This window comes from Streptomyces sp. NPDC014991 (assembly GCF_043080665.1).
GTDB lineage: Bacteria > Actinomycetota > Actinomycetes > Streptomycetales > Streptomycetaceae > Streptomyces.
Map to the genome: position 1 here is coordinate 537,587 of NZ_JBIBVY010000001.1, position 19,451 is coordinate 557,037.

The following is a 19,451-nucleotide window of genomic DNA, read 5'->3' on the forward strand; positions in this document are numbered from 1 at the left end:
GGGCCGTCGCACGGCGGCCCCCGGCTTCAGTCCAGGTAGCCCCTGAGCTGGTCCGCGAAGGCATGGTCGCGGAGTTTGTTCAGGGTCTTGGACTCGATCTGCCGTATCCGCTCCCGGGTCACCCCGAAGATGCGGCCGATCTCCTCCAGGGTGCGGGGGCGGCCGTCGGCCAGGCCGTAGCGGAGCTGGACGACCTTCCGCTCCCGCTCCCCCAGCGTGGACAGCACCACCTCCAGGTGTTCGCGCAGCAGCAGGAACGCCGCCGACTCCACGGGACTGGCCGCGTCGCCGTCCTCGATGAGGTCCCCGAGGGCGACGTCGTCCTCCTCGCCGACCGGGGCGTGCAGCGACACCGGCTCCTGGGCGAGCCGCAGCACCTCGCCGATGCGCTCGGGCGACAGGTCCAGGTGGGCGGCGACCTCGTCGGCCGTCGGCTCGCAGCCGCGCTCCTGGAGCATCCGCCGCTGGACGCGGACGACCCGGTTGATCAGCTCCACGACGTGGACCGGGACGCGGATGGTGCGGGCCTGGTCGGCCAGGGCCCGGGACATGGCCTGGCGGATCCACCAGGTGGCGTACGTGGAGAACTTGTAACCGCGCGCGTAGTCGAACTTCTCCACGGCCCGGATGAGCCCGAGGTTGCCCTCCTGGACGAGGTCCAGCATGGTCAGGCCGCGGCCCACGTACCGCTTGGCGACGGACACCACCAGGCGCAGGTTGGCCTCGATGAGCCGGCGCTTGGCCATCCGGCCCATGACCACGAGCCGGTCCAGGTCCTGCGCCAGCCGGCTGTCCAGGTCGGGCGTGCTGCTCAGCTTCTCCTCGGCGAACAGGCCGGCCTCGACCCGGCGGGCCAGCTCGACCTCCTCGGCGGCGGTGAGCAGGGGGATACGGCCGATCTCGCGCAGGTACTGGCGGAACAGGTCGGCCGAGGGCCCGCCGGACTCGGCACGGGCGACGGCCGGGACCTCGACGGGTTCGGCGGCCTCGTCGGCCTCCTCGGTCTGAGCCGGTTCGGCCGGTTCCGCCGGTTCCCCGGGGTCCTCCTCGAGCACCCCGGCGGCCGGGGCCTCCGGCTGCCGGGCGGCACGGCTCTGCGGGGGCACGGCCCCGAGGACGTCCGTCTCCGCGTCCGGCTGGTCCGCGGTGGTGCTGGTGCTGGTGTCGGTCTGGGCGAGGGTCCGGGTCTGCACGTGGGCGACCTCCAGGATGATCGCTGCTGAAGGCGTGCGGCAGCGGCACTTCGGGAGCGGGGAGTCGACGGCCTGCGCTCCGAGGACTCGGGCACCGGCCCCCAGTGTGGAGTACGGGACAACGCCGCCACGAGGGGCGTGCGGTGACTTTTTGCATCCGGTCCGTGACCGCCCGCTGACCGTACCCGGACCGGCGGCCCCGACCCCGCCGCTGACCTGGCGGGATCCCGGGAGCCCAGAAATCGCCGGGACTAGAGCGCTTCCGCGCCGCGCTCGCGCAGGGCCTGGTCGTACTGCTGGAGGACCCACACCTCGTTCTGGACGGCGGCAAGCCGGGCCGGGTCACCGCCGGCGGCGAGACGGGTCAGCTGGGACTGGATGTCGCGGATACGGCGCTCCACGGCCCGGCGGCGGACCTGCACCAGGACCGTGCCGGCGTACGTCTCGTCCACCGTGCGGCGCAGGATCGGCTCGACGGCCAGCTCGGTGACCATCGCGCGGACGGTGTCGTCGGGGGCGGCGTCCCGCACCCGCACGACGTACTCCTGCGGGTCGGACACGCCGTACTCGGCGCCGCCCACCTCCGCGACGGCCTGGCGCACGGCGGCGTACGGCGGGGCGGTGAACTCGTCCATGCCGTAGGCGTCGAACGCCGGGGAGACCAGTTCGGGCCGCTGCAGAGCGAGTTTGAGCAGCTCGCGTTCGGCGGCGTGGACGGGGTTGCGCAGGGTCAGCGCCGGGCCGCCGGTGGGGCGGGGTGCTTCGGCCCACCGGGGGTCGGCCGGGCGGGACGGGCCCTGCCTCGGGTCGCCCTTGCCGCCGCGGTCGCGGGCCCAGCGGGCCAGCTGGCCGACCCGGCGGACGACGAACTGGGTGTCGAGGATGCCGAGCATGCCGGCCAGTTCGACGGCGACCTCGTGCTGGGCGCCGCTGTTCTTGATCCGGGCGACGATCGGGGCGGCCTCGTCCAGGGCGGCGGCCCGGCCGGCCGGGGTGTCGAGGTCGTAGCGGCTGAGGATCTGGCGGAGCGCGAACTCGAAGAGCGGGGTGCGGGGCTGGACCAGGTCGGCGACGGCCTCGTCGCCCTTGGCGAGGCGCAGGTCGCAGGGGTCCATGCCGTCGGGGGCGATCGCGATGTACGTCTCGGCGGCGAACTTCTGGTCGTCCTCGAAGGCGCGCAGGGCGGCCTTCTGGCCGGCCGCGTCACCGTCGAAGGTGAAGATGACGCGGGCGCTGCCGTTGTCCATCAGCAGCCGGCGCAGGATCTTGATGTGGTCGCCGCCGAAGGCCGTGCCGCAGGTCGCGATGGCCGTCGTCACCCCGGCGAGGTGGCAGGCCATGACGTCGGTGTAGCCCTCGACCACGACCGCTCGGCTCGCCTTCGCGATCTCCTTCTTGGCCAGGTCGATGCCGTACAGGACCTGGCTCTTCTTGTAGATCGCCGTGTCGGGGGTGTTGAGGTACTTCGGGCCGTTGTCCGCCTCGTACAGCTTGCGGGCGCCGAAGCCGACGACCTCGCCGCCGATGTCCCGGATCGGCCACATCAGGCGGCCCCGGAACCGGTCGATGGGGCCCCGGCGGCCCTCCTGCGCCAGGCCGGACAGGAGCAGTTCCTTGTCGCTGAAGCCCTTGCCGCGCAGGTAACGGGTGAGGTGGTCCCAGCCCTGGGGGCTGTAGCCGACGCCGAAGTGGACGGCGGCGGCCTGGTCGAAGCCGCGTTCGGCGAGGAAGACCCGGCCGGTCTCGGCCTCGGGGCTGGTGGCGAGCTGCTCCGCGTACCACTGCGCGGCGATCTTGTGCGCCTCGACCAGGCGGATCCGCTCACCGCGCTGGTGGGCCGGGTTGTATCCGCCCTCCTCGTACCGCAGGGTGATGCCGGCCTGGGCGGCGAGGCGCTCGACCGCCTCCGAGAACGAGAGGTGGTCCACCTTCATCACGAAGGTGATGGTGTCGCCGCCCTCCTGGCAGCCGAAGCAGTGGAAGAGTCCCTTGCTGGGGCTGACCTGGAAGGACGGCGACTTCTCGTCGTGGAACGGGCACAGGCCCTTGAGGTTGCCGCCGCCCGCGCCGCGCAGCTGGAGGTACTCGGAGACCACGGCGTCGATCGGGACCGCGTCCCGAACCGCCTTCACGTCCTCGTCGTTGATCCGTCCTGCCACGCGTGAATTCTACGGGGGTGGCGCGGCAGTGCCGGTGCGCGCGGTGGTCAGGAGGTGAGGCTGTCGAGGGGTACGTGCGGGTCCGAGAGTGCCTCGATGTTCACCGGGGACCGGGAACGGACGAGCCGCTGGATCTGTTCTGTGACATCCCACACGTTCACGTTCATCCCGGCCAGTACGCGGCCCTGCTGGACCCAGAACGCGATGAACTCCCGTTTCCCGGCGTCGCCGCGGATCACCACCTCGTCGTACGAGCCCGGCGGTGCCCATCCGCTGTACTCCATGCCCATGTCGTACTGGTCGCTGAAGAAGTACGGCACACGGTCGTGGACGACGTCCCTGCCGAGCATGGAGCGGGCGGCGGCCGGTCCGCCGTTCAGGGCGTTGGCCCAGTGCTCGACGCGCAGCCGGGTGCCGATCAGGGCGAGCGGGAAGGACGCCACGTCGCCGGCCGCGTAGATGTCGGGGTCACCGGTGCGCAGCCGCTCGTCGACGACGATGCCGCCGCCGAGCGCCGGGTCGGCGGTCTCCAGCCCCGCGGCCTCCGCGAGGCCGGTGCGGGGAGCGGCGCCGATCGCGGCGAGGACGTCGTGCGCGGGGTGTTCCTCGCCGTCGTCCGTGCGGGCGGCGAGGACCATGCCGTCCTGTCCGACGATCTCCGTGAGCCGGACGCCGAAGCGGAAGCGGACGCCGTGCTCGCGGTGCAGCTCCGCGAAGACGTTGCCCAGCTCGGGGCCGAGGACGCCGTGCAGCGGGGTCGGGGCCGGTTCGATCACCGTGACCTCCGCGCCGTACTCGCGGGCCGCCGCCGCGACCTCCAGGCCGATCCAGCCGGCGCCGGCGATCACGAGGTGCCCGTTGTCCCGGCCGAGCGCGGCCAGTACGCGCCTCAGCCGTTCGGCGTGGGACAGCCGGCGCAGATGGTGGACGCCCGTGAGATCGGTGCCCGGGATGTCGAGGCGGCGGGGTTCGGCGCCGGTGACCAGGAGCAGCTTGTCGTAGCGGACGAGCGTGCCGTCGTCGCCGAAGCGGACCGTCTTCGCCGCGCGGTCGATGCGGTCGACGGTCTGCCCGAGGTGCAGCTCGATGTCGTTGCGCGCGTACCAGGCGGGCTCGTGCACGAAGACGCTGTCGCGTTCCTCCTTGCCGAGCAGGTAGCCCTTGGACAGCGGCGGGCGCTCGTAGGGGTGGTCGCGTTCGTCGCAGATCAGTATCACCCGGCCGGTGAAGCCCTCCGCCCGGAGCGTCTCCGCCGCCTTCGCGCCGGCGAGACCGCCTCCGACGATGACGAATGTCTGATCCGCGTCGACCACGTGATGCCTCCTCATAAGGGTGCCGCCACCTGCGAGCCTCCCGCACGCAGCGTGATGCGGGAAGAGGGTGTGACCCGTTCAGGCCACGGACGGTCACATCCGCTTCACAGTCGTCCCGTCAGTCTCGCGTGCAGCGAGAGGGCGGAGGCGTCGGTGAGGGAGGCGATCTGGTCGACGATCACCCGCTTGCGCGCGTGGTCGTCGGCCGCCGCACCGAACAGCGCCCGGAACTGCGGGTCCAGGCCGTCCGGGGCGCGGGCGGTGAGCGCCTCGGCCAGCTCCGCGACGATCACCCGCTGGTCGGCACGCAGCCGCTCCTGCTCGGCGCGCTGTATGACGAACCGGTCGGCGACCGCCTTGAGCACCGCGCACTCCATGCGGGCGGCGCGGGGTACGACGAGTTCGGCGCCGTAGCGGGTGAGCCGGCCGGTGCCGTACGCGGCCCGGGTGGCGCCCTCCGCGGCCAGGCAGAACCGGCCGATGAGCTGGCTGGTGGCGTCCTTCAGGCGGGCCTGTGCCACCGCCGTGCCGTCGTAGCCGTGCGGCCACCACTCCTGGTCCAGGAGGCGGTCCAGGGCGGCGGCGAGTTCCGCCGGGTCGGTGTCCGCGGGGACGTACCGGCCGACGGCGGCCTCGAACACCGCCTGCCGTTCCGGTTCGGCGCGCAGGCAGCCGGGGTCGATGTGGCCCGCGTGCAGACCGTCCTCCACGTCGTGCACCGAGTAGGCCACGTCGTCCGACCAGTCCATCACCTGCGCCTCGAAGCAGGTGCGGCTGCCGGGGGCGTGCTGCCTGACCCAGTCGAACACCGGGCGGTCGTCCTCGTACACGCCGAACTTCCCCGACCCGGGGTCGGTGGGGTGCGCGCCGCGCGGCCAGGGGTACTTGGTGGCGGCGTCGAGGGTGGCGCGGGTGAGGTTGAGACCGACGGAGCCCCGCGGGGTGAAGCGCTTGGGTTCGATGCGGGTGAGCAGCCGCAGGGACTGGGCGTTGCCCTCGAAACCGCCGCAGTCGTCGGCGAACTCGTTCAGCGCGTGCTCGCCGTTGTGGCCGAAGGGCGGGTGGCCGAGGTCGTGGGAGAGGCAGGCCGCCTCGACCAGGTCGGGGTCGCAGCCGAGGGCCGCGCCCAGCTCCCGGCCGACCTGTGCGCACTCCAGGGAGTGGGTGAGGCGGGTGCGGGGGCTGGCGTCCCACACCAGGCTGCGCGTCCCGGGGGTGACCACCTGGGTCTTGCCCGCCAGGCGGCGCAGGGCGGCGGAGTGCAGGACGCGGGCGCGGTCGCGCTGGAAGGCGGTGCGGCCGGGGCGTTTGTCCGGCTCGGGGGCCCAGCGGTCGGCCGACGCCGGGTCGTATGCCGACGTGAGTGCGGTGCCGGTCCCTGCGGTGCTTGTGGTGTCTGCGGTGCCTGCGGTGCCTGCGGTGCCTTCCATGGTTCGACAGTACGGGGCGGCACCGACAAAAAGCGGGCTGCCCCCTGCCGTGCCCTCAGGCGGAGGCCAGTTCCGGCTCCCGGCTCACGTGTGCCTGGTCGTACCGGTGCATCACCAGGCGGGCCATCGCCTCGTGCGCGCCCAGGGGGGCCGAGGCGAGCCACGGGGCCTGGGCCGCGCACTGGGTGGCGAAGCGGCCCGGGGCCGTGAAGTACGACGCGACCGCCACCCGGTGCCGGCCGCGTGCCGCCAGGGCCCGCAGCGCGGCCGGGACCGCCGGTGCCGCCGCGGAGGCGTACGCGGGGACGACGGGGACGCCGAGGCGGGCGGAGAGCAGGCGGGCGGTGCGGCGGGTGTCGGCGGCCGAGTCGGGGTCGCGGGAACCGGCCGCGGCGAGGATCACCGCGCTGGTGCGCCGTGTGGCGGCGTCCATGGCAGTGGGCCAGCCGGCCTCCAGGAGGCGGTCGTGCAGGGTGCGGGCGAGGAGCGGGTGCGGGCCGAGCGGGGCGGCCACGCGTGCGCGTGCCGGTGCGGCGGCGGCCATCGCGGGGATGTCCTGCCGGACGTGGTAGCCGCGGCCGAGGAGCAGCGGGACCAGGACGGCGGGGGTGTCGCCGAGGGCGGCGAGGGTGTCGGGCAGCAGGGGCGCGTTCAGTTCGACGTGGCCCAGGTGGACCGGCAGGCCGGGGCGCAGCGCGCGGACCTGTTCGGCCAGGGCCCGTACGGTGGTGAGCGCCCGGGGGTCGCGGCTGCCGTGGGCGACCAGGACGAGGGCGGGCGGGGCCGGGTGGCGGGGCCGGAGCGGGGGGACGAGCCGGAGCCGGCCGGTGGGGCGGCCGGCGCTGCCGGTCCTCGGGTGCGCCGTGTGGCCGAGGGGGGCGCGGGGCTCGTCGCTGCGTGGGTTCGACGCCGTCATGGAACGATCCTGTCGGTCGGAGGTTGCGTCGCCGTTGCCGGCCCGTCACGGGTGTTTTCCGCCGTTTCACCGTGGACGGACGCGGGGTGTGAGGCGAAACCGGACAGGCGCCGGTCGCGTCCTCCGGATCGGAAGCGATCTCTGGGGGGCGTATGAGGATCCGTCGACCGCGGCTGCCGCGCAGCCGTGCCGGCCAGCGGCGGCTGGTGCAGGCCCTGATGGCCGGGTGCGTGCTGGCACTGCTGCCGGTGACCTGGCTGTACGTGTCCACGGCCGACCGGCTGCGCACCACGGCCGACGTGCCGCACACCGAGGTGGCGATGGTGTTCGGGGCGGGGCTGTGGAAGCAGGGGGAACCGTCGCCGTACCTCGCGCACCGGCTGGACGCGGCGGCCCGGCTGTACCACGCGGGGCGGATCGAGGTCGTCCTCGTCACCGGGGACAACAGCCGGAAGGACTACGACGAGCCGGACGCCATGCGCACCTATCTGACCCGGCACGGCGTGCCGGACTCGCGCATCGTCAGCGACTACGCCGGCTTCGACACCTGGGACTCCTGCGTCCGGGCCAGGAAGATCTTCGGAGTGGACCGGGCGGTGCTGATCAGCCAGGGCTTCCACATCCGGCGGGCGGTCGCGCTGTGCGAGGCCGCGGGCGTGGCGTCGTACGGCGTCGGGGTCGACGCGAAGCACGACGCGACCTGGTACTACGGCGGCACACGTGAGGTGTTCGCGGCGGGCAAGGCTGCGCTGGACGCGGTGTTCCGGCCGGACCCGCGGTTCCTGGGACCCAGGGAACCGGGGGTGGCGCGGGCGCTGGCCGCCGGTCGGTGACCGCGTCCTCACGGTCCCCGGACCGGCGCGGGGAGGTCGCCGTGCCGGGCGTGTAACGGGATCCGGCCAGGGGGCGTAACACGCCGGACGCACGCTGGGCGGCATGGAGAACACCTCGGCGCCCACCCACTGCCCGTACTGCGCCCTTCAGTGCGGGATGACGCTCACGCCCCTGTCCCAGGGGGGCGTCGAGGTCACCGAGCGCCCGGACTTCCCCGTCAACCGGGGCGCGCTGTGCGGCAAGGGCCGCACGGCGGCGCAGGTGCTGTCGCCGGCGGCACGGCTGACCGTACCGCTGGTCCGGGAGGGCGGCCGGCTGGTGGAGGCCGACTGGCCCCAGGCGCTGGACCGGATCGCCGAGCGGCTCGGGGCGGCCCGGGAGCGGTACGGCGCGGACGCGCTCGGGGTGTTCGGCGGGGGCGGGCTGACCAACGAGAAGGCGTACGCCCTCGGCAAGTTCGCGCGGGTGGTGCTGGGCACCTCGCAGATCGACTACAACGGCCGCTTCTGCATGTCGTCGGCCGCCGCGGCGGGCACGAAGGCGTTCGGACTCGACCGGGGGCTGCCGTTCCCGCTGGAGGACATCCCGCGGACCGGCTGTGTGATCCTCGTCGGCTCCAATCTCGCCGAGACCATGCCGCCGGCGCTGCGCTTCTTCACGGAACTCCGGGAGAACGGCGGCACGCTGATCGTCGTGGACCCGCGCCGGACGAAGACCGCCGAACAGGCCGACCTGCACCTCGCGCCGCGCCCAGGCACCGATCTCGCCCTCGCGCTCGGCCTGCTGCACCTGGTGGTCGCGGAGGGGCGGACGGACGAGGAGTACATCCGGGAGCGGACCACCGGCTGGGCGGAGGCCCGGGCCGCGGCGATGGCGCACTGGCCGGAGTACGTGGAGCGGATCACCGGCGTGCCCGTGCCGCGGCTCCGTGAGGCGGTACGGATGTTCTGCGCACCGGAGGCGGCGATGGTGCTCACCGCGCGCGGGCCGGAACAGCAGTCCAAGGGCACGGACACGGTGGGTGCGTGGATCAACCTGTGCCTGGCCACCGGGCGGGCGGGGCGCCCGCTGTCCGGGTACGGGTGTCTGACCGGGCAGGGCAACGGGCAGGGCGGACGCGAACACGGCCAGAAAGCCGACCAGTTGCCCGGCTACCGCAAGCTCGACGATCCGGAGGCCCGGCGGCACGTGGCCGGGGTGTGGGGCGTGGACCCGGACGCGCTTCCCGGCCCGGGGCGCAGCGCGTACGAACTCCTCGACGCCCTCGGCACGGACGTGCGGACGTTGCTGCTGATGGGCTCCAACCCGGTGGTGTCCGCCCCCCGCGCGGCCCACGTCGAGGAGCGGTTGCGCTCGCTGGACTTCCTGGCCGTGGCCGACGTCGTCCTGTCGGAGACGGCGGAGCTGGCGGACGTCGTGCTGCCGGTCGCCCAGTGGGCGGAGGAGACCGGCACGACGACCAGCCTGGAGGGCAGGGTCCTGCTGCGCCGCCAGGCCGTCGCTCCCCCGCCCGGCGTCCGCACCGACCTGTACGTCCTGCACGAGCTGGCCGCCCGGCTCGGGGTGGAGAAGGGCTTCCCGACCGACCCCGAGGAGGTCTTCGAGGAACTCCGCCGAGCCAGCGCGGGCGGCCCCGCGGACTACTCGGGCATCACCTACCGCCGCCTCGCCGAGGAGAACGGCGTCTTCTGGCCCTGCCCGGCCGAACCACCCACCCCGGAGACCGGGAGCGCCACCGCGGGCGGGACGGCCGCAGGCGGGGTCACCGACGCCGCCGGGGGCGCGGACGCCGACGGGTCCACCGGCGCCGCCGGGAACGCAGACGCCCACGGGGCCACGCGTAGGGCCCCGGCCAAAGACGCGAGCAGGGTGGCAGGGGCTGAGGGGGTCACCGGCGCCGCCGGGGGCGCGGACGCCGGCGGGGGCGCTGACGCGGGCGTGGCACCGCGTGCGGATGCCGGGGGGACAGACGGCGCCGGTCACGGCACGGCGCCGGGCGCGGACAGCGGCGCGGCGGCACGGCGGGAGGATCTCGCCGTGGCGCGGGCGGACGGCAGCCAGGTGGCCTCCGGCCGTGTCCCCGGCAGCGCTGCCGGCCCGGCCCCCGTTCCCGTGCCCGGGGTGCATCCCGGGTCGCCGCGGCTGTTCCTCGAGCGGTTCGCCACCGTCGACGGTCGCGCCCGGTTCGTCCCCGTCGTGCACCGGGCGACCGCCGAGGAGCCGGACGACGAGTATCCGCTGCTGCTGACCACCGGCCGGGTGGTGTCGCAGTACCAGTCGGGGGCGCAGACCCGGCGGGTGGCGGAGCTGAACGCGGCGGCGCCGGGACCGTTCGTGGAGCTGCATCCGCGGCTCGCGGCCCGGCTGGGGGCGTCCGACGGCGACCCGGTCGCGGTGGTCTCCCGGCGGGGCCGGGCCGTGGCGCCGGCGCGGGTCACCGCCACCATCCGCCCGGACACCGTCTTCATGCCCTTCCACTGGCCGGGCGAGGGCCGCGCCAACACCCTCACCAACCCGGCCCTGGACCCCACGTCGGGGATGCCGGAGTTCAAGTCGTGCGCGGTGCGGCTGGAGATCCCGGGGCCGCGGCCCAGGGACGGTCTCGCGTAGGTTCGGGGTATGGCCGACACCGAGCAGTACGACCTCGACGCCTATCTCGACCGCATCGGCTGGACGGGCGAGCGGCGGGCCTGCCTGGACACCCTGCGCGGCGTGCACCTGGCGCACGCCCTGTCCCTGCCGTTCGAGAACCTGGACCCGCTGCGCGGATCGGTTCCCTCGCTCGCGCCCGGGGACCTGATGGCGAAGATGGTGCACGGCCGGCGCGGCGGCTACTGCTACGAGCACAACACCCTGCTCCGGCTGGCGCTGGAGGCGCTCGGCTTCCGGGTGACCCCGCTGGCCGGCCGGGTGGTGCTGGGCGCGGAGCGCCCGGACAGCCGGCCGCGGACGCACACGATGCTCCAGGTGGAGGTGGCGGGCGAGGGCGGGCCGTATCTGGCGGACGTCGGCTTCGGCGCCCCGGGGGCGCTGCTGCTGCCGGTGCCGCTGGTCACCGGCACCGAGTCCGAGGGCGCCGGACGCCGGCACCGGCTGGCGCGGCTGCCGCACGACGGGCCGCTGGAGCTGTGGGAGCTGCAGACGTACGACCGCCGGGACGGGGTGTGGGCCGGGCAGTACGCGTTCACGCGGGAGCCGTTCACGGCCATCGACCTGGACGTCTTCAACTGGTATGTCGCCACGCACCCGCGTTCCCCGTTCACCCGCCGCCCCTATCTGCAGCGGACCACCGCCGAGCGTCATCTCGCCCTGGACGGTGCCCGGTTCACGCAGACCCTCGCCGACGGCACGGTGACCGGGCGCACGCTGACGGGGGAGGCGGAGGCGCGGCGCGTGGTGGCGGAGGAGTTCGGCATCGAGGTGCCCGAGGGGCTCGCCCTGCTGGGCTGAGTCAGCGGCGGTCCGGCCACTCGCCGCCCGGGATCGGCCGGCCCTGGGCCCGCAGCCGGTCCGCGACGCGCGGGGCGGCCAGGTACACCCAGGCGCGGACGGTGGCGCCGTCGGCGCGTTCGACGTCCCGGGTGACGCGCTCGTAGAGGTTGCGGGGGTCGCCCGGCACGTACCCCTCCAGCCGGTCGAGGTCGGTGAGCAGGCTCTCGTACGCCTCCGGGAGCGCGGTCACCAGTTCCCCGCGCACCCGTCCGCCGGACTCCTCGACGGCGTAGGGGTAGCCGGGGCCGTCGTACAGCACGGCGCCGGTCAGCCGGGCAGGTTCCCGGGCGAGGATGCGTCCGCGCAGGAACCGGTCGTGGTTCGCCCCGCCGGCGCGCAGGGTGCCGTAGACGAAGAACGGGCGGGGACCGCTGGGTCCACCGGGGCCAGTGCTGCGGGGCGGGGGGTCCTCGGCGATCACGGAAACGATTCTGTACCCGCGCCGGCTCCTCACACATCTCCATGAAGACGCTATGGACATGACATGTCATGCCCCCTTAAATCTCAGTGACATCAGCGCCACCCCCACGCCTGCCGGGCGCCTTCCCGAGGAGACAGATGAGCCGGATACGGCAGCACGTCCGAGGAACCCGTCGCATCGCCACCGCCGGCGCCGCCGTCACCAGCGCGGCCCTGCTGACCGTCACCCTCTCCCCCGCCGCCCACGCCGACGGCAGACCCACCCGCGCCACCGCGGTCGCCGACGCGGCCTCGGCACTCCTGGCCCACGCGGCCACCCTGGGCCTCACCGCCGACCAGGACACCAGCGTCCGGGACGTCATCGTGGACAAGGACGGCACCCAGCACGTCCGCTACGACCGCACCTACCACCGGCTCCCCGTCCTCGGCGGCGACTTCGTCGTCCACCTGGCCGGGGACGGCCGCTACCGCGGCGCCGACCGGGCCACCCGGCAGTCCGTCTCGCTGCCCTCCGTCACCCCGGAGGTCTCCGGCCCGAAGGCCGCCGGCCTCGCGGTGAGCGCCCTGCGCGCGGCCCACCCCGGCGACCGGCTCAAGCAGGTCAAGGCCAGGCCGCGGCTGGTGGTCGACGCCCTGCACGGCAGGCCCCGGCTGGCCTGGCGGACCGACGCCGTCGGCCTCGACACGCTCGGCAACCCCGTCGCCCGCACCGTGCTGACCGACGCCCGCACCGGCACCCGGATCGACGCCTGGGACAGCATCGAGACGGCCACCGGTGACGGCGCGTCCCTGTACAGCGGGACGGTGCCGCTGGAGACCACCCCGTCCGGGTCGTCGTACCAGCTGAAGGACCCGACGCGCGGGAACACCTACACCGGCGACGCCGCCAACAAGACCGACCTGTGCATCTTCGGCATCTGCATCAGCCGGGCCCCCGCGACCCTGTTCACGGACGCCGACAACCACTGGGGCACCGGTGCCACCGCGGACCGCTCCTCGGCCGCGGTCGACGCCCAGTACGGCATCGACGCGACCTGGGACTACTACAAGAACGTCCACGGCCGCAACGGCATCGCGAACGACGGCAAGGGCTCGTACAACCGCGTCCACTACGGCAGCAACTACAACAACGCCTTCTGGGACGACAGTTGCTTCTGCATGACGTACGGCGACGGTGACGGCACCACCTTCGGCCCGCTGGTGGCGCTCGACGTCGCCGGACACGAGATGACGCACGGCGTGACGTCCAAGTCGGCCGCGCTGGCCTACTCCGGGGAATCCGGCGGGCTGAACGAGGCGACCTCCGACATCCTCGGCACCATGGTCGAGTGGTACGCGGGCAACTCCTCCGACCCGGGTGACTACCTGATCGGCGAGAAGATCGTCCGCCCCGGCTTCGGCAAGGCCGCCCTCCGGTTCATGGACCGGCCCTCCAGGGACGGCAGTTCGGCCGACTACTGGAGTTCGTCGGTCGGCAACCTGGACGTCCACTACTCCTCCGGCGTCGCCAACCACTTCGCCTACCTCCTCGCCGAGGGCAGCGGCGCGAAGACCGTCAACGGCGTCAGCTACGACTCGCCGACCGCCAACGGCGCCACGCTCACCGGCATCGGCCGCGACAAGGTCGGCAGGATCTGGTACCGGGCGCTGACGGTCTACATGACGTCCTCGACGAACTACGCGGGCGCACGCACCGCCACCCTGAACGCGGCCCGGGACCTGTACGGCGCCGGCAGCGCCGAGTACAACGCGGTCGCCGCCGCCTGGAGCGCGGTCAACGTGAACTGAGCCGGAGCGGCGTCTCCCGCCGGCCCGTCCCGTCGACGGGACGGGCCGGCGGGTGGAGGCCAATCGTGTGTTTTTCATACTTAACCCCTCACACGGTCGTGACCTGCCGGAACACTCCCCGGCTGGGCCGTGTGGGGGGCCGTCCGCGCCACCCGTTCACCGCATTCGCGGCGGTGCCCCGGGAAGCGGATCCCCGTGAGTGCGACTTATCTCGGTAGGGCAGGGGCGCACCCCTGGACGAGTCGGACAAGCTCTGGGGAGCACCATGCGACGCACTGCCCGTCTGCTGGCCGGTACGGCGCTCGCCGTGACCGCCGCGGCGCCCGCCCACGGCCTGGCCGGGGGCACCGGCCGACTGGACGTGTACCCGTCCACCGTGGTGCCCGGCGGTCAGGTCACGGTGAACACCGCCGCGTGCGGGGACCGGGGTTCGGCGACGGGGGACGCGGGCGCGGTCGGCGCGGGCGTCTTCACGCTGGCGCCCACCGCGCACGACGGCGAGGCGATCGGCGAGTTCCGGGTGCCGCCGAGCGCCCAGCCCGGGACGTACGAGATCGTCGCCAGGTGCGCCGAGGGCAGCCGGCAGGTGGCGGGTGACCTGGTGGTGGCGTTGGGAGCGGCGCACGAACAGGTGCAGCCGCGGGGAAGTGTGAAGACGGGGGTCGGCGGCGGACTCGGTCCCGACCCCGTGCAGACCGCGGCGGGTGTGGCGGCGCTGGCCGTCGCCGCCGCGGGCGGTACCTGGCTCCTGCATCGCCGGGCGAGAGGCGACGGGATCTGACGGACACCCTCCGCTGTCCGTCCGTCGGTACCGCACGTCCCGCCCCCTCCGGGTCCGACGCCCCTCGCGGCCCGGAGGGGGAGGGGACCGGCCCCGAGGCCGGTCCCCTTCTCAGGGTCCCGTTCGGGGGCGCGCCCCCGGGAGAGGGGTTCGCATGCGCAGGAGAGCCAGGCTCGGCGACACCGCCATAGCCGCCGTCACCGTCGTCGCCCTCGGCTCGGGCGTGTGGCTGCTGGACGGCGGCACCGGCAGCCACACGCCCCCGCAGCCGACGGCCGCCGAGGGCCGCCCGGACCCGCGCGGTGAGCGGCTCGGGGCGTCCGCCCTCGCGCCGTCACCGCCGGTCCGCATCCGCATCCCCGCGATCCGCGTGGACGCCCCGCTGACCGGCCTGGCCCTCACCCGTTCCGGCAGCCTGGAGGCGCCGCCCGCCGGACGGAAGAACCTGGCCGGCTGGTACGAGGCCGGCACCGTGCCCGGCGAGACGGGCACCGCGGTCGTAGCCGGCCACGTCGACAACGCCGACGGCCCCGCCGTCTTCTACGACCTGGGCGCGCTGAAGCGGGGCGCCGCCGTCGAGGTGGACCGCCGGGACGGCAGCGTGGCCGTCTTCACCGTGGACGCGGTGGAGGTGTACCCGGCCCGGGGCTTCCCCGACGACAAGGTGTACGGCGCCGCGCCCCGCCCCGAACTGCGCGTCATCACCTGCGGGGGCGGCTACTCCCGGACGACCGGTTACCAGGGCAACGTGGTGGTGTTCGCGCACCTGACGGGCAGCCGCCACGGCAGCGGGCAGGCGGCGCCGGGCCGTTGACCGGCCGGGCGACCCGGCACACCCGGCCTCACACCCGTGTCATGCCGCCACTGAGGGCAGCGTTCCCCGTGGGAAACAGCAGTGATGCCACCGGGTAACGTCGGGACCGCACCCTCGGGACATGACCTCGAATACGCGTGTGGTGGTGATCGGCGCCGGCCTCGCGGGCGTACGGCTCGCCCGGCGGCTCGGCGAGCTGGGTACGCCCGCGCTGCTCATCGGCGAGGAGGAGCACCCCCCGTACAACCGCGTCCTGCTGGCCGAGGTGCTGGCCGGCCGGTACGCCCCGGAGGTGATCACCCTCCCGCCGCCCGCCGGCCTGCTGCGCGCCCGGATCACCGGCATCGACCGGGCCGCCCGGACCGTCACCCGCGCCGACGGCATGCCGATCGCCTACGACACGCTGGTCCTGGCCACCGGCTCCAACCCCGTACTGCCGCCGCTGCGCGGCCTGTTCACGGCCGATCGCCGGCTGCCCGAGGGCGTGCACGCGTTCCGCACCCTGGACGACTGCCTGGGCCTGGCGAAGGCCGTCCGGCCGGGGGTGCGCGCGGTCGTCATCGGCGGCGGCCTGCTGGGGGTCTCCGCGGCCCGCGCGCTCGCCGTGCGCGGCGCGCAGGTGGTCCTCGCCCAGCAGTCCGAACGGCTCATGGAGCGCCAGCTCGACCCGGACGCCTCCCGGCTGGTGCTGCGGCACCTCACCGACCTGGGCGTCGAGGTGCACACCGAGTGCCGGGTGCGGGACGTGCGCTGCGTGGCGGGCGCGGTCCGCTCGGTGGAACTGGCCGACGGCTACGCCCTGGACGCCGACCTCGTGGTGGTCGCCTGCGGGGTGCGCCCGCGCACCGGCCTGGCGGAACAGGCCGGGCTCGCCGTCCACAAGGGCGTCCTCGTGGACGACGCGCTGCGCACCTCCGACCCGCACATCCACGCCGTCGGCGACTGCGCCCAGCACGACGGCACGGTCTACGGCCTGGCCGCCCCCGCGCTGGAACAGGCCGACGTGCTCGCCCGGCTGCTCGCCGACGATCCGGGCGCCCGCTACCGCGGCACCCGTTCCCTGACCCGGCTGACCCTCGCCGGCGCCGGCTCCCCGTTCGACCTCGCCGCGTTCGGCGACACCGAGGTACGCCCCGGCGACGACGTGGTGCGGCTCGCCGACGCCACCCGGGGCACCTACCGCAAGGTCGTCGTCCGCGACGAACGCCTGGTCGGCGGGGTCCTCGTCGGCGAACTCGGCACCGTAGGCGCGCTCGCCCGCGCCTGGGAGGGAGCAGAGCCGCTCCCCGGTGACGGTCCCCTGCTCCACCTGCTCACCCACGATGGAGGCTCCTGAATGTCCGCCACCCCGGAGGCCACCCCCACGATCGTGCTCGTCGGCCACGGCATGGTCGGCCAGCGCTTCCTCGAAGCACTCGCCGAGCGCGGCCTGACCGCCACGCACCGCGTGGTCGTGCTGTGCGAGGAGCCACGTCCGGCGTACGACCGCGTCCAGCTGACCTCCTACTTCTCCGGCCGGACGCCGGAGGACCTGTCCCTGACCGACCAGCGGTTCATCGAGGACCACGGCATCGAGCTGCACCTCGGCGACCCGGCGGAGACGATCGACCGCGCGGCACGGCGGGTCACCGCCCGCTCCGGCCTGGTCGTCGGCTATGACGTCCTCGTCCTTGCCACCGGCTCCTACCCGTTCGTGCCGCCGGTGCCGAACAAGGACGCCACCGGCTGCTTCGTCTACCGCACCATCGAGGACCTCCTCGCCATCGAGGAGTACGCGGCGAGGAAGGCCTCGACGGGCGCCGTGGTCGGCGGGGGCCTGCTCGGGCTGGAGGCGGCGGGCGCCCTCAAGGGCCTCGGACTCGACGCCCACATCGTGGAGTTCGCGCCGCGCCTGATGCCGGTGCAGGTGGACGAGGGCGGCGGCGCCGCCCTCCTGCGGACCATCGAGGACATGGGCCTGACGGTCCACACCGGCGTGGGCACCCAGGAGATCGTGACGGACGGATCCGGTGCCGTCACCGGCATGCGGCTGTCCGACGGCTCCGAACTCGCCACCGACCTGGTGGTGTTCAGTGCCGGTGTGCGCCCCCGTGACCAGCTGGCCCGCGACTGCGGTCTGACGGTCGGCGAGCGCGGCGGCATCACGGTCGACGAGCAGTGCCGTACCGTCGCCGACCCGCACGTCTTCGCCATCGGCGAGTGCGCGCTGGCGGCGGACGGCCGGGTGTACGGCCTGGTGGCGCCCGGGTACGAGCAGGCGGCGACCGCGGCGGCGACGATCGCGGCCGACGAGGCGTCCTTCACCGGCGCCGACCTGTCCACCAAGCTGAAGCTGCTCGGCGTGGACGTGGCGTCCTTCGGCGACGCGCACGGCACCACCGCGGACTGCCTGGACGTCGTCTACTCCGACTCCCGCGCCGGCCTGTACAAGAAGCTGGTCATCGGCCGGGACGGCACGCTGCTCGGCGGCGTCCTGGTCGGTGACGCGGAGGCGTACGGGACCCTGCGGGCGCTCACCGGTTCGGTGCCGCCCGTCTCCCCCGAGTCGCTGGTGCTGCCCGCCGGCGCCGGTTCGGCGGACCGGCTCGGCCCGTCCGCGCTGCCGGACGACGCGGTCATCTGCTCCTGCCACAACGTCAGCAAGGGCACGATCCGCGGCGCGGTCACCGAGCACGCGTGCACCACCGTGCCGGAGGTGAAGAAGTGCACCCGGGCCGGTACCGGCTGCGGTTCCTGCGTGAAGGTCCTCGGCCAGCTGGTCACCGCCGAGCTGGAGGCGTCCGGCGTCGAGGTCGACAAGGGGCTGTGCGGCTGCTTCCCGCAGACCCGCGAGGAGCTGTACGAGATCGTCCGCGCCCTGCGTGTCGCGTCCTACCAGGAGCTGCTGGACCGCTACGGCCGCGAGGACGCCCGGGGCGGGGACGGCTGCGAGGTGTGCAAGCCGGCCGTCGGCTCGGTCATCGCCTCGCTCGCCCCGGCGATCGGCGCCAGCGGCTATGTCCTGGACGGTGAGCAGGCGGCCCTGCAGGACACCAACGACCACTTCCTGGCCAACCTCCAGAAGAACGGTTCGTACTCGGTGGTGCCGCGGATCCCCGGCGGGGAGATCGCGCCCGACAAGCTGATCGTGATCGGCGAGATCGCCCGGGACTTCGGCCTCTACACGAAGATCACCGGCGGCCAGCGGATCGACATGTTCGGCGCCCGGGTCGAGCAGCTGCCGCTCATCTGGGCGCGGCTGGTGGACGCCGGCTTCGAGTCCGGCCACGCGTACGGCAAGTCACTGCGCACGGTGAAGTCCTGCGTGGGCTCCACCTGGTGCCGCTACGGCGTGCAGGACTCGGTGCGGATGGCGATCGACCTGGAGCTGCGCTACCGGGGACTGAGGTCCCCGCACAAGCTGAAGTCGGCCGTGTCCGGGTGCGCCCGCGAGTGCGCGGAGGCCCAGTCGAAGGACTTCGGGGTGATCGCCACCTCCAACGGCTGGAACCTGTACGTCGGCGGCAACGGCGGTGCCACCCCGCGCCACGCCGACCTGCTGGCCCAGGACCTGTCCGATGCCGAACTGGTCCGTCTGATCGACCGGTTCCTGATGTTCTACATCCGTACGGCCGACCGTCTGGAGCGCACCAGCACCTGGCTGGAGCGGATCCCGGGCGGCCTGGAGCACGTCAGGGACGTGGTGGTGCACGACTCGCTCGGCATCTGCGACGAGCTGGAGAAGCTGATGCGGGCGCACGTCGCGCACTACCGCGACGAGTGGGCCGAGACCGTCAACGACCCCGAGCGGCTCGCCCGGTTCGTGTCCTTCGTGAACGCCCCGGACACCCCGGACCCGGTCGTCTCCTTCGTCCCCGAGCGCGACCAGATCAAGCCCGACCTGCCGCTGCTGAACATCGGTCTGCGGCCCGCCGACGACGTCCTGGAAGGGAGCGCCCAGCGATGACCCTGGCACTCGAGACGACCGACCTGACGGTACAGCTCCAGCTGGCGGACGGCTGGTTCACCGTCTGCGACCTGAGCACCCTGGTCCCGGGCCGCGGGGTGGCGGCCCTGCTGCCGGACGGCCGCCAGGTGGCCGTCTTCCGCGACCGCGCCGACCGGCTGTACGCCGTCGACAACCGCGACCCCTTCACCGGCGCGGCCGTCCTCTCGCGCGGCCTGACCGGCAGCCACGAGGGCCGCCCGTTCGTGGCGTCCCCGCTGCTCAAGCAGCGCTTCGACCTGGCCGGCGGACAGTGCCTGGACGACGAGGCGGTACGGGTGGCGACGTACGAGGTCCGGGCGGCCCCGCCCTCACTTGACTGATCG

Annotated in this window: 14 protein-coding genes and 1 pseudogene; 9 read left to right on the plus strand and 6 right to left on the minus strand. The window is 74.0% G+C overall.

What is annotated here, in order from left to right; translation table 11 throughout:
* Positions 1-26 precede the first annotated feature (26 nt).
* The 5 genes and pseudogenes from ACF1BE_RS02430 to ACF1BE_RS02450 all read right to left on the minus strand — a co-directional run bounded on the left by ACF1BE_RS02430 (position 27) and on the right by ACF1BE_RS02450 (position 7,011).
* Positions 27-1,298: pseudogene (locus tag ACF1BE_RS02430) on the minus strand (RNA polymerase sigma factor).
* Between the two features lie 146 nt (positions 1,299-1,444).
* On the minus strand, positions 1,445-3,352 hold the full coding sequence (gene dnaG / locus ACF1BE_RS02435; RefSeq protein ID WP_392197108.1) for a DNA primase: 1,908 nt from the start codon (positions 3,350-3,352) through the stop codon (positions 1,445-1,447).
* A 47-nt stretch (positions 3,353-3,399) separates the two neighbouring features.
* Positions 3,400-4,665, minus strand: a complete 1,266-nt coding sequence (locus ACF1BE_RS02440) for an NAD(P)/FAD-dependent oxidoreductase (protein WP_392197109.1) — start codon at positions 4,663-4,665, stop codon at positions 3,400-3,402.
* A 104-nt stretch (positions 4,666-4,769) separates the two neighbouring features.
* Entirely contained in the window at positions 4,770-6,095 is a 1,326-nt protein-coding gene (locus tag ACF1BE_RS02445) for a deoxyguanosinetriphosphate triphosphohydrolase (RefSeq protein ID WP_392197110.1), read from the minus strand.
* 55 nt (positions 6,096-6,150) lie between these two features.
* Positions 6,151-7,011, minus strand: coding sequence for a sirohydrochlorin chelatase (locus ACF1BE_RS02450; RefSeq protein ID WP_392197111.1), 861 nt, complete (start codon positions 7,009-7,011; stop codon positions 6,151-6,153).
* Between the two features lie 152 nt (positions 7,012-7,163).
* Between ACF1BE_RS02450 and ACF1BE_RS02455 the strand changes: the two genes are divergently transcribed.
* The 3 genes from ACF1BE_RS02455 (at position 7,164) to ACF1BE_RS02465 (ending at position 11,295) form a co-directional block, all read left to right on the plus strand.
* The gene (locus ACF1BE_RS02455; protein WP_392197112.1) at positions 7,164-7,844 is read left to right on the plus strand and encodes a vancomycin high temperature exclusion protein; all 681 of its coding nucleotides are present in this window, start codon (positions 7,164-7,166) and stop codon (positions 7,842-7,844) included.
* 103 nt (positions 7,845-7,947) lie between these two features.
* Entirely contained in the window at positions 7,948-10,455 is a 2,508-nt protein-coding gene (locus tag ACF1BE_RS02460; protein WP_392197113.1) for a molybdopterin oxidoreductase family protein, read from the plus strand.
* 9 nt (positions 10,456-10,464) lie between these two features.
* The gene (locus tag ACF1BE_RS02465) at positions 10,465-11,295 is read left to right on the plus strand and encodes an arylamine N-acetyltransferase (protein WP_392197114.1); all 831 of its coding nucleotides are present in this window, start codon (positions 10,465-10,467) and stop codon (positions 11,293-11,295) included.
* Position 11,296: 1 nt separating this feature from the next.
* On the opposite strand, the gene ACF1BE_RS02470 is transcribed toward ACF1BE_RS02465, so the two are convergent.
* Positions 11,297-11,758: a gamma-glutamylcyclotransferase family protein gene (locus tag ACF1BE_RS02470; RefSeq protein WP_392197115.1), complete on the minus strand. Its 462-nt coding sequence runs from the start codon at positions 11,756-11,758 to the stop codon at positions 11,297-11,299.
* A gap of 137 nt (positions 11,759-11,895) precedes the next feature.
* Between ACF1BE_RS02470 and ACF1BE_RS02475 the strand changes: the two genes are divergently transcribed.
* The 6 genes from ACF1BE_RS02475 (at position 11,896) to nirD (ending at position 19,448) form a co-directional block, all read left to right on the plus strand.
* Positions 11,896-13,545, plus strand: a complete 1,650-nt coding sequence (locus ACF1BE_RS02475) for a M4 family metallopeptidase (RefSeq protein WP_392197116.1) — start codon at positions 11,896-11,898, stop codon at positions 13,543-13,545.
* A 265-nt stretch (positions 13,546-13,810) separates the two neighbouring features.
* On the plus strand, positions 13,811-14,326 hold the full coding sequence (locus ACF1BE_RS02480; RefSeq protein ID WP_392197117.1) for a hypothetical protein: 516 nt from the start codon (positions 13,811-13,813) through the stop codon (positions 14,324-14,326).
* Between the two features lie 154 nt (positions 14,327-14,480).
* Positions 14,481-15,140 carry a class F sortase gene (locus ACF1BE_RS02485; RefSeq protein ID WP_392197118.1) on the plus strand — a complete coding sequence of 220 codons (660 nt, stop codon included), beginning with the start codon at positions 14,481-14,483 and terminating at the stop codon, positions 15,138-15,140.
* Positions 15,141-15,261: 121 nt separating this feature from the next.
* Positions 15,262-16,476 (plus strand): NAD(P)/FAD-dependent oxidoreductase, encoded by a 1,215-nt coding sequence (locus tag ACF1BE_RS02490; protein ID WP_392197119.1) that lies wholly within the window; start codon positions 15,262-15,264, stop codon positions 16,474-16,476.
* A complete protein-coding gene (nirB, locus tag ACF1BE_RS02495; RefSeq protein ID WP_392197120.1) occupies positions 16,477-19,086 on the plus strand; it encodes a nitrite reductase large subunit NirB in 2,610 nt (869 codons plus the stop codon).
* Positions 19,083-19,448, plus strand: a complete 366-nt coding sequence (gene nirD / locus ACF1BE_RS02500) for a nitrite reductase small subunit NirD (protein WP_392197121.1) — start codon at positions 19,083-19,085, stop codon at positions 19,446-19,448. The genes nirB and nirD overlap by 4 nt, the downstream gene beginning before the upstream one ends.
* Positions 19,449-19,451: the final 3 nt, after the last annotated feature.

What these genes read in the sequence shown, in the direction of transcription:
- ACF1BE_RS02485 (WP_392197118.1), top strand. Translation starts at nt 14,481, where the DNA reads ATGCGCAGGAGAGCCAGGCTCGGCGACACCGCCATAGCCGCCGTCACC.
- ACF1BE_RS02450 (WP_392197111.1), bottom strand. Translation starts at nt 7,011, where the DNA reads ATGACGGCGTCGAACCCACGCAGCGACGAGCCCCGCGCCCCCCTCGGC.
- nirB (WP_392197120.1), top strand. Translation starts at nt 16,477, where the DNA reads ATGTCCGCCACCCCGGAGGCCACCCCCACGATCGTGCTCGTCGGCCAC.
- ACF1BE_RS02445 (WP_392197110.1), bottom strand. Translation starts at nt 6,095, where the DNA reads ATGGAAGGCACCGCAGGCACCGCAGGCACCGCAGACACCACAAGCACC.
- ACF1BE_RS02490 (WP_392197119.1), top strand. Translation starts at nt 15,262, where the DNA reads ATGACCTCGAATACGCGTGTGGTGGTGATCGGCGCCGGCCTCGCGGGC.
- nirD (WP_392197121.1), top strand. Translation starts at nt 19,083, where the DNA reads ATGACCCTGGCACTCGAGACGACCGACCTGACGGTACAGCTCCAGCTG.
- ACF1BE_RS02465 (WP_392197114.1), top strand. Translation starts at nt 10,465, where the DNA reads ATGGCCGACACCGAGCAGTACGACCTCGACGCCTATCTCGACCGCATC.
- ACF1BE_RS02455 (WP_392197112.1), top strand. Translation starts at nt 7,164, where the DNA reads ATGAGGATCCGTCGACCGCGGCTGCCGCGCAGCCGTGCCGGCCAGCGG.
- ACF1BE_RS02480 (WP_392197117.1), top strand. Translation starts at nt 13,811, where the DNA reads ATGCGACGCACTGCCCGTCTGCTGGCCGGTACGGCGCTCGCCGTGACC.
- ACF1BE_RS02460 (WP_392197113.1), top strand. Translation starts at nt 7,948, where the DNA reads ATGGAGAACACCTCGGCGCCCACCCACTGCCCGTACTGCGCCCTTCAG.
- ACF1BE_RS02475 (WP_392197116.1), top strand. Translation starts at nt 11,896, where the DNA reads ATGAGCCGGATACGGCAGCACGTCCGAGGAACCCGTCGCATCGCCACC.